The sequence below is a fragment of the Neptunicella marina genome (assembly GCF_014270035.1).
Taxonomy (GTDB): Bacteria; Pseudomonadota; Gammaproteobacteria; order Enterobacterales; family Alteromonadaceae; genus Neptunicella; species Neptunicella marina.
The window spans coordinates 93,513-109,194 of the sequence record NZ_JACNEP010000005.1; the positions used below are offsets into that span (position 1 = coordinate 93,513).

At 40.0% G+C, this 15,682-nt stretch carries 14 protein-coding genes; 9 read left to right on the top strand and 5 right to left on the bottom strand.

Annotation, left to right across the window (positions count from 1 at the left end; translation table 11 throughout):
* Nucleotides 1-7: 7 nt before the first annotated feature.
* Together H8B19_RS07750 and H8B19_RS07755 are read left to right on the top strand one after the other, a co-directional pair.
* On the top strand, nt 8-1,474 hold the full coding sequence (locus tag H8B19_RS07750) for a lipopolysaccharide biosynthesis protein (RefSeq protein ID WP_186506239.1): 1,467 nt from the start codon (nt 8-10) through the stop codon (nt 1,472-1,474).
* 8 nt (nt 1,475-1,482) lie between these two features.
* Nucleotides 1,483-2,484: a glycosyltransferase family 2 protein gene (locus H8B19_RS07755; protein ID WP_186506240.1), complete on the top strand. Its 1,002-nt coding sequence runs from the start codon at nt 1,483-1,485 to the stop codon at nt 2,482-2,484.
* Between the two features lie 5 nt (nt 2,485-2,489).
* Here H8B19_RS07755 and H8B19_RS07760 read toward each other — a convergent pair whose 3' ends face one another.
* On the bottom strand, nt 2,490-3,101 hold the full coding sequence (locus H8B19_RS07760; RefSeq protein ID WP_186506241.1) for a tetratricopeptide repeat protein: 612 nt from the start codon (nt 3,099-3,101) through the stop codon (nt 2,490-2,492).
* A gap of 221 nt (nt 3,102-3,322) precedes the next feature.
* Here H8B19_RS07760 and H8B19_RS07765 point away from each other — a divergent pair, with 221 nt between their 5' ends.
* The 4 genes from H8B19_RS07765 to H8B19_RS07780 are packed head-to-tail and all read left to right on the top strand — an operon-like array spanning nt 3,323 to nt 7,855.
* Nucleotides 3,323-5,056, top strand: coding sequence for an asparagine synthetase B family protein (locus H8B19_RS07765; protein ID WP_186506410.1), 1,734 nt, complete (start codon nt 3,323-3,325; stop codon nt 5,054-5,056).
* Between the two features lie 2 nt (nt 5,057-5,058).
* Nucleotides 5,059-6,003, top strand: coding sequence for a polysaccharide deacetylase family protein (locus H8B19_RS07770; protein WP_186506242.1), 945 nt, complete (start codon nt 5,059-5,061; stop codon nt 6,001-6,003).
* Between the two features lie 3 nt (nt 6,004-6,006).
* Entirely contained in the window at nt 6,007-6,732 is a 726-nt protein-coding gene (locus H8B19_RS07775; protein WP_186506243.1) for a GDSL-type esterase/lipase family protein, read from the top strand.
* On the top strand, nt 6,722-7,855 hold the full coding sequence (locus H8B19_RS07780; RefSeq protein ID WP_186506244.1) for an acyltransferase family protein: 1,134 nt from the start codon (nt 6,722-6,724) through the stop codon (nt 7,853-7,855). The genes H8B19_RS07775 and H8B19_RS07780 overlap by 11 nt, the downstream gene beginning before the upstream one ends.
* Nucleotides 7,856-7,861: 6 nt before the next feature.
* Here the strand turns inward: H8B19_RS07780 and H8B19_RS07785 are convergent, their stop codons facing one another.
* Both H8B19_RS07785 and H8B19_RS07790 read right to left on the bottom strand, forming a co-directional pair.
* Nucleotides 7,862-8,881, bottom strand: coding sequence for a GNAT family N-acetyltransferase (locus tag H8B19_RS07785; RefSeq protein ID WP_186506245.1), 1,020 nt, complete (start codon nt 8,879-8,881; stop codon nt 7,862-7,864).
* Nucleotides 8,882-8,883: 2 nt separating this feature from the next.
* Entirely contained in the window at nt 8,884-10,011 is a 1,128-nt protein-coding gene (locus H8B19_RS07790; RefSeq protein ID WP_186506246.1) for a DegT/DnrJ/EryC1/StrS family aminotransferase, read from the bottom strand.
* A 253-nt stretch (nt 10,012-10,264) separates the two neighbouring features.
* On the opposite strand from H8B19_RS07790, the gene H8B19_RS07795 reads away from it, so the two are divergent.
* From H8B19_RS07795 to H8B19_RS07805, 3 genes are read left to right on the top strand one after another with little or no spacing between them, the layout of a single operon-like run.
* Nucleotides 10,265-10,942 carry an alpha/beta hydrolase family protein gene (locus H8B19_RS07795; protein WP_186506247.1) on the top strand — a complete coding sequence of 226 codons (678 nt, stop codon included), beginning with the start codon at nt 10,265-10,267 and terminating at the stop codon, nt 10,940-10,942.
* Complete coding sequence (locus H8B19_RS07800; RefSeq protein ID WP_186506248.1) at nt 10,932-11,765, top strand: hydrolase 1, exosortase A system-associated; 834 nt, start codon at nt 10,932-10,934, stop codon at nt 11,763-11,765. The genes H8B19_RS07795 and H8B19_RS07800 overlap by 11 nt, the downstream gene beginning before the upstream one ends.
* Nucleotides 11,766-11,769: 4 nt before the next feature.
* Complete coding sequence (locus H8B19_RS07805) at nt 11,770-12,738, top strand: hypothetical protein (RefSeq protein WP_186506249.1); 969 nt, start codon at nt 11,770-11,772, stop codon at nt 12,736-12,738.
* On the opposite strand, the gene H8B19_RS07810 is transcribed toward H8B19_RS07805, so the two are convergent.
* A complete protein-coding gene (locus H8B19_RS07810; RefSeq protein WP_186506250.1) occupies nt 12,730-13,965 on the bottom strand; it encodes a pyridoxal-dependent decarboxylase, exosortase A system-associated in 1,236 nt (411 codons plus the stop codon). The two genes, H8B19_RS07805 and H8B19_RS07810, sit on opposite strands and share 9 nt — an antisense overlap.
* A 20-nt stretch (nt 13,966-13,985) precedes the next feature.
* Nucleotides 13,986-15,560, bottom strand: a complete 1,575-nt coding sequence (locus tag H8B19_RS07815) for an acyl-CoA ligase (AMP-forming), exosortase A system-associated (RefSeq protein ID WP_186506251.1) — start codon at nt 15,558-15,560, stop codon at nt 13,986-13,988.
* Nucleotides 15,561-15,682 lie beyond the last annotated feature (122 nt).

Consider the following 15,682-nt stretch of genomic DNA (forward strand, 5'->3'; position numbering starts at 1 on the left):
TAATGGTATGAATTCTATAAAAAAGTCTCTAATTTGGTCATTCTCAGAGCGTTACATTAATCAAATAATATCCTTAATAAGCTCAATGGTATTAGCTAGATTGTTATCGCCCGAAGAAATCGGAATTTTTTCCTTGTGCGCTGCATTAACGGCTATGTTAACGATATTTCGAGATTTTGGAGTAAGTGAGTACTTAATTCGTGAAAAAGAATTAACTAAAGATAAGGTAACTGGAGCTTATGCACTAACATTTTTAATGGCTTGGCCAATAGCCTTGTTAATTTACACTCTAAAGGAAAATATAGCCTCATTTTACAATCAACCCGGAGTTTCAGAAATCATATCAATTCAAGCTTTGACTTTTATCGTTCTTCCATTCGCTTCTCCAAGTTATGCTTTGCTCAATCGTAATATGCAATTCAAAAACATTTTCATTGTGCAACTGCTTACAACCCTTATTTATGCAATTACATCAGTTACATTGGCGCTTTTAGATTTCTCTTATTTAAGTTTAGCCTGGGCCTCCTTGGCAAGCATAGTTGTGCAGACAATTATGGTTACAGTCTTTAGATCAAAGGAGTTTTTTTTATTCCCAAACTTTAAAAACATTCATTTAGTATGGAAGTTTGGAGCCACATTCAGCTTATCCAGAACGATAGAAGTGGCAATGAACAATGTTCACGAATTAATTATTAGTTACCAATTTGGATTCCATCAATTAGGATTATTTAGCCGCGCACTTGGATTAGTGAATATGTTTTGGACAAACATCACTTCAGCTGTAATCAGAGTTTTAGCTCCCTCTTTCGCCAAATCGTTTCATCAATCACCCAATCAATTACTAAACGATTACTGTAAGGCAATATCCTATTTTACAGTTTTAGCATGGCCATTTTTCGCCTTTGTTACTTTGGAAGCAAAAAATATCATTTTTATTTTATTTGGTGAGCAATGGATAGCGGCTGGACCAATTGCTTCTATTTTAGCTGCTTGTCAATTGATATGCAGCATTTCGACTCTTGCACCCAATATATTGGTTGCAACAGGCCATATAAAACAACGTTTGATTATTACTTTAACTATTGCACCAATACATGTTATTGGAATTGTGATTGCATCATTTTTTAATATTTATTGGATTGCAGCTACTTGGGCTGTGACATGGTCCATAGCTTTATTACTATATAACTATCATTTGAGTAAAATTATAAATCTAAGCTTTGATAATTTAGTAAAGTCATTTATGCCAAGTTTTTATATAACTCTTATCCCTTTTACTTTAGTAGCGGCTATTAATTTTTTTAGTAGTGGGCTCGAGTTTAATCCTGTTATATTTTTCGGTTTAAAATGCATAGTATTTAGTATCGCCTGGCTTATTATGATTAACTTAACTAAACATCCTCTGTCACAGGATATTAAAGCTGTAATACAATCAGCAAAATGGAAAAAATCCAGACATGGATCAACTAATTGAAGGACATTATGAATAACAGCTCAGCAGACCAACTTTTGATCGCCGTCGTTATCCCTTATTTTCAAAAGAAGGAAGGACTGCTGGTAACTTGCCTGCGTTCGGTATTTGCCCAAACATACGCCGACAATATTCATGTAGTAATTGTGGATGACAGTTCACCGCGATCTGCCGCCAGCGAACTGGAAAGCACAGATGAATTTCCGACAGATAAAATAACACTGATCAAACAGCCTAATGGTGGTGCCGGAGCGGCAAGAAACAAAGCGCTAGACTCAGTGCCAGAAGGAACCGACTTTGTCGCTTTTATCGATTCCGATGACTCGTGGAAACCTCACCACTTAGAAAATGCGGTTAGAACGCTGCAGCAGGGTTACGATGCCTATTTTTCAGATTGGTGGTCATATAATTTCCCCGATTCGACCAATTTTGAAAGAATTAAAACACTAACACCTTCTGAGCATGTAAAAGTCCCTAATCTCGACAATGTTTACGAATTGGGAATGACACCAATTGAACATATTTTGAGTGATGGAGGTGGCGTTATACAGACCTCAACTGTGGTATATGACTTTAAAAAATATGCAAATCTTCGCTTTAGAGAAGAGTTTTTTAATGGTCAGGATTTTTTCTTTTGGATGGACATGGGAGAGTTGGGTGCCCAGTACGCATTTTCAACCGATGTTGGATGTGAAAATGGAGAAGGCATCAATATTTATCAGGGGTCAGGCTGGGGTACCGAACATTCCCTAAGACGTATTCGTAATGAATTGTTTGTTTGGGTTTCAACGGAAAAGTTTTATTCCATAAGCAAAGAGTTACATAAAAAGAATCGCAGGAAAATTGGTAGTCTGCAGGAAGCTTTCGCCCGGGATATTCTGCACAGGATACTGAGAAGAAAACCCATCAACCGCGGTTATTTTATCGATATTCTGAAAATGACTCCCAGCAGTATTTTCTATCTGCTGTTTACCCCATTTAAAGTCGTGTTCCAAAGTTTAACGGGCAAATAAGTCTTTTATTCGATTGGGTACCCTGCATCTTCAAGCAAAATCTTCAACCCTGGCAACTGGTAACCTTGCTGGTAAGCAGATTTTGCTTTGACACGCGCCTCTTCATAGCTTCCTAATTTAAAATAAGTTAGTCCCATGTTGTAATCCAGCTCGGCGCTTTTTAAACCGTTGGTTACAGCTAACTGATAGTACTTTAATGCATCCTGGTACAGTCCGTTTCTATGTTTATGAATTGCCCAGACCATCCATAGTTGTGGTTGTTTGGGGCCAAAAATATCGATCGCCCGTTTAAAATAGCAATCAACAAAATAGGGTAATGGTTTTTGATCTTTTGCGTATGTTACCGAATCTTGTCTTTTTTTCTGGAAGCGTGAGGCTGTATCCAATGCAACAACATTATTGGGAATGGCACGCAGGGTATAATCTAAATCTTTAGAAAGATGGTGACTGGTTCTTCCTTTGATGAGGTTTTTAATGTCCGGGGTAAAGTGATAATTAGTCACTATGGTGACATTATTTTCTTTTTCCCTTCCCCCTGCACCTAACGCGTAATTGGCTGAATCAAAATAATCAATTGGACCATACTGGTTTGCACCGTAGCTAATTTTGCGACACACACCTGCCTGCTGAGCCATGATAGCGGGAGAAAAAACACAAAATATGAGGTACAAAGAAAACAATCTAAAATACATAGTGCTAACTCTATTTCGACATCCCTGAATCCAGCAATATATTACACCTGCATAAAAATAGCGATGCAGGCTTTTCATTTAATCATTGCTAGTACTGTTTGATTTCGCAACAATAGCGCTAATCATGGATGTGTTTAGTGAGCAAAATGAATTCAACTTCCTCTGTAACCAAATTAAACAATATTGAATTAGTTGTATCTCCAACTCTCAAGTGCCGGATAGTGACTCACCAGCCCTTTACTTACAGTACTGGTGATCAAGTAACAATAGTCTGTGGTGGTAGTCCCAAATTAAATGGAAAAGATTGTTTTGCAGAAGAATTGCTGACTCGATTTCAGCAACGGGTTGCCGATCTGTATAACAATCTGGATGGTAAGTTCTGGCTGCTCATTATTGACCATGCAAAGCAAACAGCGTTGCTGGTTAATGACGTTATGGGTATTCAAAGCTGTTTTTACACTGTTCAACACAACACCTTTTATATTAGCGATTCGTTAAAATTAATTAAGCAGCAAGATGCTGTTCAATGCACCCTATCTAAGCAGGCTATCTTTAATTATTTCTATTGCCATTGTATTCCTGCCCCCAACACTATTTACGAGGAATGTTTCAAACTGTCGCCGGGTAATGCGTTATCGATTGATAGTAACGGTGTGATCGATACAGAGAATTTTTATAGCCCTGAATTCGCAACAAGTCTGGAAAATAATCAGGCTGCTGAAAAACAGTGTCTGGAAAATCTACAGCATATTGTAGAACAACAGACCAAACCTGACAGTGGCGCCTTTTTAAGCGGCGGTCTTGATAGCTCAACGGTATCCGGACTACTATCCAAAATTCAGGATAATGCAAAAACCTTTTCTATTGGTTTTAAAGTCGCTGAATATGACGAAACCGCTTATGCCAATATTACCGCTGAGCATTTCCAGACTGACCATAAAACGCTGTATCTGACGCCAGAGATGGCATCCGCCGAATTTATTGACGTTGCCCAGTATTTTGATGAACCATTTGGTAACTCTTCTGCCATGGCTGCATATTTTTGTGCAAAGTTTGCCAAACAACATGGCGTTAACCATTTGCTTGCAGGTGACGGCGGTGATGAGTTGTTCGCAGGCAATGAACGTTATGCAAAACAGAAAATTTTTGAACATTTTCATCAAGCTCCAGACTGGCAAAAAATATTGCCACGCACCGCTTTTGTTAATTCAGTGGCAGAAAAAATTCCTGTAGTGAAAAAAGTAGCCAGCTACATCAAACAAGCTGATGTATCTTTGCCAGACAGATTGGAAAACTATAATTTTATTCAGCAACTGGGGGCAGAAAATATGTTCCCAGCGGCGTTTTTAGCCCAGGTTGATCAAGAACAGCCACTACAGCAAAAGCGCGAAAGATTCAGCCAATGTACGAGTCATCACCCGGTTGATCAGATGCTGTATCTGGATTGGAAGTTTACCTTAGCAGATAATGATTTAGTTAAAGTAACTAAAATGTGCGAGCTGGCTGATGTTGACGTGGATTTTCCTTTTTTAAGTAAATCACTAATTGATTTTAGCTGTCGTATACCCGCAGATATCAAGCTTCCCGGCAACAAGTTGCGCGATTTCTACAAAAAAGCCTGCAAAGGGTTTTTGGCTGACGCAACCCTAAGCAAAAGTAAACATGGTTTTGGCCTGCCTTTTGGTGTTTGGATGAAGGAAGATAAAACACTGAAAGAACTAACCTTAACAACCTTAAATCAGTTTAAAACACGTAATATTGTCAAAGCATCCTTTATAGATGAGGCATTAAAAGCGCATCAAAATATTCATTCCGGCTATTATGGAGAGTTAATCTGGATAATGGTTATTCTAGAACTTTGGCTACAGGGTAATGAATAACGATGTTGCATTGGCTACTAAAACAGCTGGGTAAACTAACCAGCCGCAACAAATTGACGATTTTAATTTACCATCAGGTTGTTGATCAAAAAGATCCTATGCGAATGCCCGAGCCGGATACCAGCGAATTTGACTGGCAAATGAAGCTAATTGCCCGGAATTTCAATCCGATATCGTTACCCGAAGCAGTTAAATTGTTAAAACAAAAAAGACTGCCTGCGAACTCGGTCTGTGTAACGTTTGATGATGGATATATCAATAACCTGACAGTCGCCCAACCTATCCTGCAACGTTATAAAATCCCCGCAACAGTTTACATAGCGACAGGCTTTAGCGATGGTCGAAATATGTGGAATGACAGATTAATTGACTTGATTGGTCAACAGAATATTACCGAATTCAACTTATCAGCAATTGACCTGCCCCCACAAGCTGTTGACGATTCTGTCAGTCGGGCACAACTCGCCTATCAGTTGATTCCTCATATAAAGTATTTACCTTACTCACAGCGTATTACAACAATTGACCAGTTATACAAAGACAACAATGCTGAAGAATTACCCAGAAAAATGATGTCTCCTGAGCAGATTTACAACCTCTCAAAACTCGGGGTGGATATAGGTGCGCATACAGTTGATCATCCGATTCTGGCGGTTGAAGATGAAGGCACACAAAAGAGTCAAATTACGCAAAGTAAAAAGGCGTTGGAGAGCTTGCTAGGTAAGCAGATTATTGGATTTGCTTATCCAAACGGTAAACGCTCAACGGATTATGATGATGCAGCAGTTGCCCTGGCAAAAAACGCAGGATTTGAGTACGCTGTGTCTACAGAATGGGGGGTTTCAACTCCAACAACCGACCCGCATCAACTCAGACGTTTTACCCCTTGGGATAAAACCCCTTTTAAATTTCACTTGCGTTTAATTCTGAAAATTCTGGGCAAATGATTCGTGAACAGTAACTTAAAAAAACGCCTGACTTACTCGTATTTTTTTGGCGTGCATTTGTTACTGATACTATTACTGAGCCAGTCTCAATCAGTCCAGATTGCCATTTCCGGTTGGTTTAAGGAAAACCCACTTTATCCTGATACACCTTGGTACCACAACAGAATCGTATTTCATCAAAGAGTGAGTAAAAACTTACCTTCACACAGCACTGTTTTTATTGGTGACAGCTTGATTGAAGGACTGAGTGTTAGTGCCGTTGTTAATAACAGTGTCAATTTTGGCATCGGTCTGGATACCTTATCGGGTTTAATCAGACGAATACCGACTTACTCGAATCTTGATAAGGCTGACACAATCGTTATTCACATTGGCCTCAATGATTTACCGTTACAAACGGATATATCAATGTTAAACGGCTATACACAACTTGTTTCCGTACTGCCTTCTCATGTACCAGTTGTTATAACTAGCATTTTAATGCCGCACAAGGTGTCAGATAAAAAGGCTTATCAGTCAAGAATCGAGCATATTAATCAAGAGTTATCATCGCTTTGTAATATCTATCAAAACGTATATTTTTTTGATTTAAATAAAGCGCTCGAGAATAATGCAGACAAGATTAATGATCTTTATTTGCCTGATGGCACACATTTGAATCAGGCAGGCAATCAAATCTGGATATCAACACTTCAACAACAAATCAGTGATATTAACAATGGACGTTAAAAATACTATCCCAGCTTCAAGCCATATTGAACAGCTCACCTGGCTACGAGGAATAGCAGCTTTTGTTGTGATAATTTCCCATATACTTAATTCAATATCTGTCTCTTATGTTGAACAGGATGAGACGGCTCACTACATAATATTGAAAGCGCTTAATCTAGGCAGTTTTGGCGTTATATTATTTTTTGTATTGAGCGGTTGTACTTTGTACATCAGTAATACCCGAAAGACAGAGAACAGTCCTGTTTTTAGCTTTTACACTAAGCGTTTCTTCCGTATTTGGCCCGCCTTTGTTGTTTCGCTGATTTGCTACATTGCATTTCGCAGCTGGTTCCAACACGCCTATACAGATCCTCATGGATTCTGGATAGAACGGCAATTTCTGGCCGATTTCAGTTTAATTGATTTAATTAATTACGTATTTCTCAGCTTTAATTTAACCGGGCCTGCCGGTTTGTTTAACAATGCCTACTGGAGTCTACCGGTGGAATTTCAGTTCTACCTGCTATTCCCTCTCATGATTGTTTTTCTAAATAAATCAGGCAGCTTAGCAGTGGTCATTTTTTGTGGTCTGCTCTACTTTGTGCCTTATTTGAATATAACAACAACAGCGACAAATGCAGTATTTAGTCTGGCTTTTACCTTTGGGGGCGGGGTATTAATTGGCTATATGTATGAAAGAACATCAATACGGATTTCTCCAACTATAGGCTTGTTAAGCCTGATTGCGCTGTTCACGCTTGCGTCTTTAATTACTAATCACATCATTGAGCTACCCGATATTCCTTTTATTTCAAATCATTGGAACTGGTATGGATTAATTGGTATGGCCAGCGTCTTTATTTGTTTGTTTTCTCCTTTCAAATTACACAGTGCCATCAAACGCTTTTTGCTCAAATACGGAGAAATATCCTATAGCACCTATCTTTACCACAATCTTCTGATTGGGTTAGCCGTAATACTATCTGTGCACTTTCAGATACATGATGCACTACTCAGAACGTTACTGACCGCCTTTCTCGGAATTATTGGCACTTACTGGGTTGCCATTTTTTCATATAAATTTGTTGAAGTACCCAGTATTGGAATAGGACGCAAACTGAGTAAAAAATTAGCAAAATGATCCTTGCTATTTTTTTATAGACTTAACCACAGCAACCAACTTCTGATAAAGAATATTGTTGTACCAGGTTGCGTGCACAATGGGCCGTAATATTGAATCCAGTCTTTTGTGCCATTCCATTGCCTTTCCAAAGAATTCGATATTTTTAATCCCGAATTCCGGATTTTCACTATAGTAGCGCAACATATCGACTTTCATTTGTAATGCAGGAGATGACTTGGCGTAGTCATTGTCAAACGTGGTTTTAAGGATGATTAATTCATGATGCTGAATAATACAAAGATCACAGGCAACGATGTTGTCATCAATTGTGTAATACCAAACGCACGCCTGATTTTTTTCGGCTAATCGGGCCATCATATTCGTGTAAAAACGTCCCTGATCATTATCAGGTTCAATTGCCGTTCCTAAATCAGCCTTCCAGCTTTTCGCTTCTATTTCACCGTATTTTTTTACACCTTCAATAACATCATCTAATGCCGAAACATGCTTGCATTCAAGCTTCTGGCCGGCCTTTTCAGCCCGATTTATCACTTTGTTATAGTTTTGACGTAAATTTTTACCTAACGATTTAAAATATTCATCGAAGTTGTCAGGAACGGGTCTGGTTCCCGTAACAATATAATCCGATACGATACATCGCCCGCTTTCTGGCAAATGAGTCTGGCGAGTGTCAATTTGCAATAAATCCACTTGCATGACATGACCTGGTAATGCCTTACATAAACTACTCATTACCTCGTCGTTTAACGTATTTTTCCCATGAACCATCAAACAAATTGGTGCTTGAGATGGCATAAAAGTAGCCCAACGCGCCCAGCTGACCTTGTGCATAAGTAACATATATTCAATGCGGGATTGACGATAACCAACAGCCAATACGACTTGCTCTGAAGCAAAATGCTCAATCAGGCTTTTAATAAAGTGACTATTTAAAACAGCAACATCGTGGGCAGCTTTATTAAGCTCATCCCAGGCGGGTTGATAGTCAGAGAAAGAATCAATGGGGAGAATGTTCCATTTCATAGTTAGTGTGTCTCCAACGCTCGAATTTGCAAAACGATTTCATCGAGATCATTTTGACGTAAACTTTGGTGGCAAGGTAGTTGTACAAGTCGCTCTCTGTAGTCCTGACTAATACGACAATCAGATTTAGCGACTTCCTCCCAACGCAGCACCTGAATTCCCTGTTTTCTCAATGCTGTAAAATATTTTTTGTCATTTAGCAAAAAAGGAACAACATAAGGGGTGTTGTCAGATAATTGCTCAAACAATGGGTGACCAATGGTTGAGTTTTTCAATTGTCCAACCAGATAGTTAAAGTTTTCACTTCTTTTAACTTTAATCCTATTGATATCACAATAATCTAATAACCATTGAGTATGACGGTATCCACCGGAGGTCATGTCGTCAGGAGAAAAATATTTTAACTTATTTGCCTTTACATGAGTGGCGAATAGCTCTGCAGGTTCTGATGTTTTTCTTCTGAAAAGCTGTCTGATTTTATTGATAAAGGGCATCAAACCAATACTATGCATTAACCCTTTACATTCTTCCCCCAGGGAATAACAAGGTAATTTAGGCAACCTCACCTTAGGAAAATGAATCACTCCACCATCAATACTGGGCAACAGTTTGTTGATACTGGCTATCTGCGCATCAGAATCCGCAGGGGTCTCAGATTGTGGAAGTAAAATGTCGAATAAGGCATGTGCACAGTCTTCGATGACTAAGAGGTTGTGTGTTTTTGCGCTACTTTTAAGCGCTTCTATATTCTGTGAAAAGCCAAAAAAACGAACAACGATACAGTGTGTAACATCATCTTGTGCCAGCGCATTAAACTGCTCTATATCAACACTCAAATCAGGATTTAATGGATAAAACCTTATTTCGTAATTTAACCAAATAAACGGTTCAACTAGCGCTGGGCAGTGGTACGCAGGGATCAAAATGACATTTTTACGATCATTATATTTTAGTTGCTGACCCACTATACCCAATGCACCTCGACCATTTTTGGTAAGACGGATAAATTCTGAGTAGTGATTTTTCCGAAAAAAACGTAGCATCCTAAAATCCACTTTTGGTGATGCTTTTATTGTTACTGCGGGAAAATCAGTTGCGTTAGCAATAACCGGGGGAAAATATACTTCCATGTATCAATAGGTTTTTATTAGTATGTTGTACTCTATGCTACCAACATAGTTGAGCAAGTAACACCGGTAAATAGCAGCACTTGCACCTGTGCACTCAAAATAAAGGATTATTGCAGTACAAATGGCCGAAACAAATAACTCCGTACCGATAACGGGACGTTTTATTACGTCAGCTAAACATCATATTTTTGTCACTCAATATGGGAGTCTGACTGACACTGTCATTCTTTGTATCCCCCCTATAATGGAGGAGATGAATCTTTCCCGTGCGGTAATTTCCAAGCAGTTACAACGTATATATTCACAATTAAATATTGCGAGTTGTGTATTTGATTATGCAGGAACTGGCGACAGCGAAGGAAACATTGACCAAACAGACTGTGATATATGTGTGGAAAATATTATTGCGACTGGTAATTGGCTTGTACAGCAAGGAGTTCAGCATATCATCCTTCTTGGTGTGCGCTTTGGTGCGTTATTGCAATTGAGTATGCAAAAAGCCTTACACGATGCCCTGCCGATAAAGTTACAACTTGTATGGAAACCAATAATCAAAGGCTCAGCTTTTGTAAATCAGATGATGAGGTTAAAGCACACCAGCCATACTCTGGCAGGGGGCGAAAAAACAGACTGGCGACAACTGATTAAAGCAGGCAACACTATTGAAATTGCAGGTTATCCGATTACTGCCCCATTGCTTGAAAGTATTGAATCACTGGATTTTGATCAAACCTCCGCTCCCCTGAGTGAATTACATTGGCTGGAATTGGGCTCAAAATCACTCACGCCAGTATTATCAAAACTTGCATCGACTTGGTCTCATTGCCATGTTTATCCTCTGGCAAGCTCAGCATTCTGGCAAACCCCCGAGATATTTGATGAGCCCCGACTCAATTCTGTGCATCAGGAAATTCTGAAACATGTCATTTAATGAAACACCGTTTACATTTGAAATAGCAGGGAAAAACAGCCTTGGCATATTACACGATGCTGATGGTAAAACGGGTGTTGTAATAGTGGTTGGAGGCCCACAATATCGAATAGGAAGTCATCGGCAGTTTGTACAATTGTCCCGGGCTCTAGCACATCAAGGTATCCCCTCTATTCGTTTTGATGTAAGAGGTATGGGGGATAGTGAAGGCGATAAACAAACCTTTGATAATCTGGATGATGATATTCATGCCGCTATAAACTCCTTTTTTAACGCGTCAAACATCACCAATGTAATTATTTGGGGGCTATGTGATGCAGCTTCCGCTGCTTTGATGTATGCGCACAAAGATAAACGGGTTGTTGGTTTATATTTATTAAATCCCTGGTTAGAGAATTCTGCCGCAAAGGGCAAAGCAATGCTTAGATATTATTATTTACAGCGCCTTTTTAATCCGGAATTCTGGAAAAAGTTACTACGAGGACATGTTAACTTAAAAAACAGTGTTTCTGAGGCGGGTCAGTTCGCTAAAAGCTCGGTAGCGTCTCAACACTCAGACAAAACAGGTTATCAGCAACTTATGTTGGAAGGCGCACGAGCATTTGATGGTAAAATAGCCATTACGTTAAGTGGTAATGATTTAACTGCAAAAGAATTTGAACAGGCCGCGCAAGCCAATAAACAATGGAAAAAATGGCTAAAAACAAAAGCTCAAGTTTTCCGTATTAACGAGGCCGATCATACCTTTTCGACCTCGGAATGGAAAAAGATGATTGAGTCTAATACTGTTAAATTTGTTCAATCTTTAACACGGGAAAATTAACTCAATGGTAGGTTTTCGTCACTTGTTATACATGATCGGTATTACTTTAGTAATACCAACCTGGTGTATGGCTCAAGATGTTTATCTGAATGGTAAAAAAGTAAAAGACCTTGCTGCTGCCATGAAATCAGCAAAAGACTTTAGTGTAATCAGGCTAAGTGAAGGTTTATTCGAGCAGACAGGTGTTTTAAAAGCGAATAATGTTTTAATTACTGGTGAACCCAATAAAACTGCAATAGCTAACAAAACATCGTGGGGCAAAGGCGCGTTAGTCATAGTTGGCAATAATACCAGTATCAATAATATTGAATGTTTTGGTATCAGCGTAGCAAGCAAAAATGGCGCCTGTGTCAGACTTGATGGCAAAAATCTGGAATTGAACAATGTTTATTTCCACGATGCAGAACAAGGACTATTAACCGGACAGGCGCCTGGTTTTGTCAGTATCAATAACAGCAAATTTGAGCGTCTGGGTAAAGCTGGCCAAGCACATGGAATATATGTCGGTGGTGGTGAATTATTAATTAACAATAGTCAGTTTTTAAGCTCAAAAGATGAGGGGCACGAAATTAAATCACGTGCACAGACTACAACCATTTTAAACAGCACAATTGCCAATCTGACGGGTAAAGACAGCAGACTAATAGATGTTTCCAATGGTGGCGTGCTGGAGATAAAGGATTCAGTTCTTCAACAAAGTAATGCCACATCTAATAGTGATGTTATTGGATTTGGTCTTGAAGGATTATCTGCGACAAAAAACAAAATTAGTCTGATAGGAAATATCTTTTTACTCGACAGAGAACATGGAAGTGTTCCTTTGCACATAGCCGCCAATGATGTACCAACCATCATCGAACAGAATATTTTTGTAGGTAAAGTAAATGCCAGTCAAATCAGCGAAAACTTTTATTTTAATGACAGAGAAGCAGCCAACCTGCCTCCCTATCCAGCCTTGCCATCACTAAAGTAAGATCTCACTTACATGTGGATGACCCAGAAAGTCCTGCGGACTTGCAGTTGGTCCGTAAGCGCCTGATTGAAATACCACCAGCCAATCGCCAATTTCAGCTTCAGGTAAGCCCATTTTGTCGGCTAGTGTATCTAGTGGCGTGCACAGTGGCCCAACTGCCGTCACCTTGTGCTCAGAAGGCTCATGGTCCATTTTATTGGCAATCGCAACAGGGTAGTTTTTACGAATCACCTGACCAAAGTTGCCTGAATTAGAGAGGTGGTGGTGCAAACCACCATTGGTCATCAAATAGGTATGTCCTCGTGACTGTTTGATGTCGGTTATTTTACTGGCGTAAATCCCGGCTTCGCCCACCAAAAACCGCCCCAATTCAATCACTAACTCGATTTCCGCCAGGGCCGGATATTGGCCTAACAATTCCGATAAATGTTGTCCAATTGGCGAGATATCCAGCCGCCTTTCTCCCGGGAAATAGGGGATACCAAAACCGCCACCCAAATTAACTGTTAATGTAGGAACGGGAGTAACATTGATAAGTTTTTGTGCCAATTCAAAGGTATTAGCGTGGGCTTCGATGATGGCGTCCTGTTTTAAGTTTTGTGATCCCCAGAAAATATGAAAGCCTCTGAAATGAAACTGACCGTAATCAAGGTCAGGCAAAATTTCAAATAAACGCTCTTCATCAATACCAAATTGCTTGGGGCCGCCACCCATTTTCATGCCTGAGGCTTTGAGTTCAAATGCGGGATTAACACGAAAAGCCACAATAGGTTTTATGCCCAGTTGCACACCTTGCTCAATCGCTCTGCTTAGCTCTAATTCGGACTCAATATGTAAAGTTACACCGGCAGTAATTGCAGCCCGAATTTCAGCCAGTTGCTTGGATGGACCAGCAAAACTAATGTCTTTTGCATGCATACCACTTTGCAATGCAACCAACATTTCTTTTTGTGATGCCACATCAAACCCATCAACCCAATCGACCATACGATGCACTAGCGGAACGTAAGGATTGGCTTTTACCGCATAATGTAACTGGATAGCGGAAGGAATATGTTGCCTAAATAAATCGACTTGCTGTTGTACAATGGCAGCATCATAGGCATAAAATACGTCTTTTCCCGTCATAGCGGCAATTGAATCAAGGTTTTTTCCCCCAATCAGTAATTGACCGTTTTGCGTGGCGAACTGATCCATGTTTTCGTGAACAACTTGTGGCTTTGTCATGATTATCTATGTCCTATCCCTTAACTTGCATACTGCAGAGTAGCCTGTTGCGACAACATTGCGCGATCAACCTTGCCATTTGGATTACGTGGAAGTGATGTGTGAAATTCGATGTATTTGGGGTGCATAAAATTGGGTAAGGCTTTTTTTATGCTGGCGATAAGTGTTTGCTGTTCTATTTCACAGCCTTCTTTAATCACAAGGAACACCACAATTGCCTGACCCAATTCACCATCTTTAACACCAGTGGCAATTGCTTCGGCAATAAAATCACTTGATTGATAACAGGCTTCTTCTATTTCCATCGGACTCACACGATACCCCGATGTTTTGATCATTTCGTCTTTACGGCCAACAAAATACAAAAATCCGTCTTTATCTTTTTTCACGGTATCACCCGACCACACTGCCATTTCAGTGAGTACAAGCCCCTGATCCTGAGATGGGGCAGGCTTAAAGCGCTCAGCGGTTTTTTCCGGCGCATTCCAATAACCCAAGCTCACATGTGGACCACGGTGAACCAGCTCACCGGGTTCATCTGGATCACATTCACGGCCATCTTCTCGAACCACCATAATTTGCGCATTAGGAATGGCTTTACCCATAGAACCAATACGTTCATCAACCAATTCTGGTGGCAAATAGGTACTGCGGAAGGCTTCTGTTAATCCATACATCAAATATGGCTTAGCGTTAGGAAAGGTTTGTCTAATTTGTGCAAGCGTTGGAATTGGCATGGCGCCACCGGAATTAGTGAAATAACGCAAACTAGCTGTTGCAGTATCAGGCCATGTCGCTTTCATCAATTGTTGCCACAATGGCGGCACAGCAGCTAACCCAGTCACCTTATGATTATCAATAGCTTTGACAACATCACCGGCCAGGAAATAATCCATCAGGACCACTTCCGCTCCGACCAAAAATGCAGTTGTAATCTGGCTTAATCCATAATCAAAACTAAGAGGAAGAAGTGCTAAGATGACATCTTGATCATCATTTTCTAAATATTCAGCAACACTCTCGGCACCGCAGATTAAATTGCGATGTGACAACACCACCCCCTTTGGTTTGCCCGTGCTGCCGGAAGTATAAAGAATGGCTGCCATATCTTTGTCCGTAGAGGGCTCAGTTGCGGCTTTACCAGTCGGGAGTTCGTTCCAGACATGGCAGATAATGTCTGCAGGAACGGCTTTTGGGAGTTTATCGGTAAGAATAATATGCTTCAGGGCCGGGCAGTTCGCCAGCACGGGTAATAGTGCAGTTAATCTATCTGAACTGGTAATCAGTATTTTAACATCGCAATCTGTCAAAATATGCTGAACCTGCATGGGTTTAAGCACCGAGTTTACAGGTACAAATGCACCACCACTTCGACTTACAGCAAACAAACTTACAACGTTTTGTGGTGTTTTAGGCAAAAACACGGCGACCCGTTCAGCCGCATTCACACCTAAAGAGCTCAAACTACCAGCCAGATTCTCTACCTGCTGAATCGTCTCTTCATAACTGAATTGCTGCTTTTTAAAAGAGATGGCCTTTTTTTGTGGCTTGATATTGCTATTGTTTGTTAACAGATGGTGGAAAAACCTGATCATCGAACCCTCATTCCCTCTTTAAGTTATTACTTCCTGTTCCCTAAGGCGCTATTTAATGGAACAATAAACATATTGCAGGCTATTAAACCTGCTGTCTATGGCTCACGTTATGAAAATCAAAT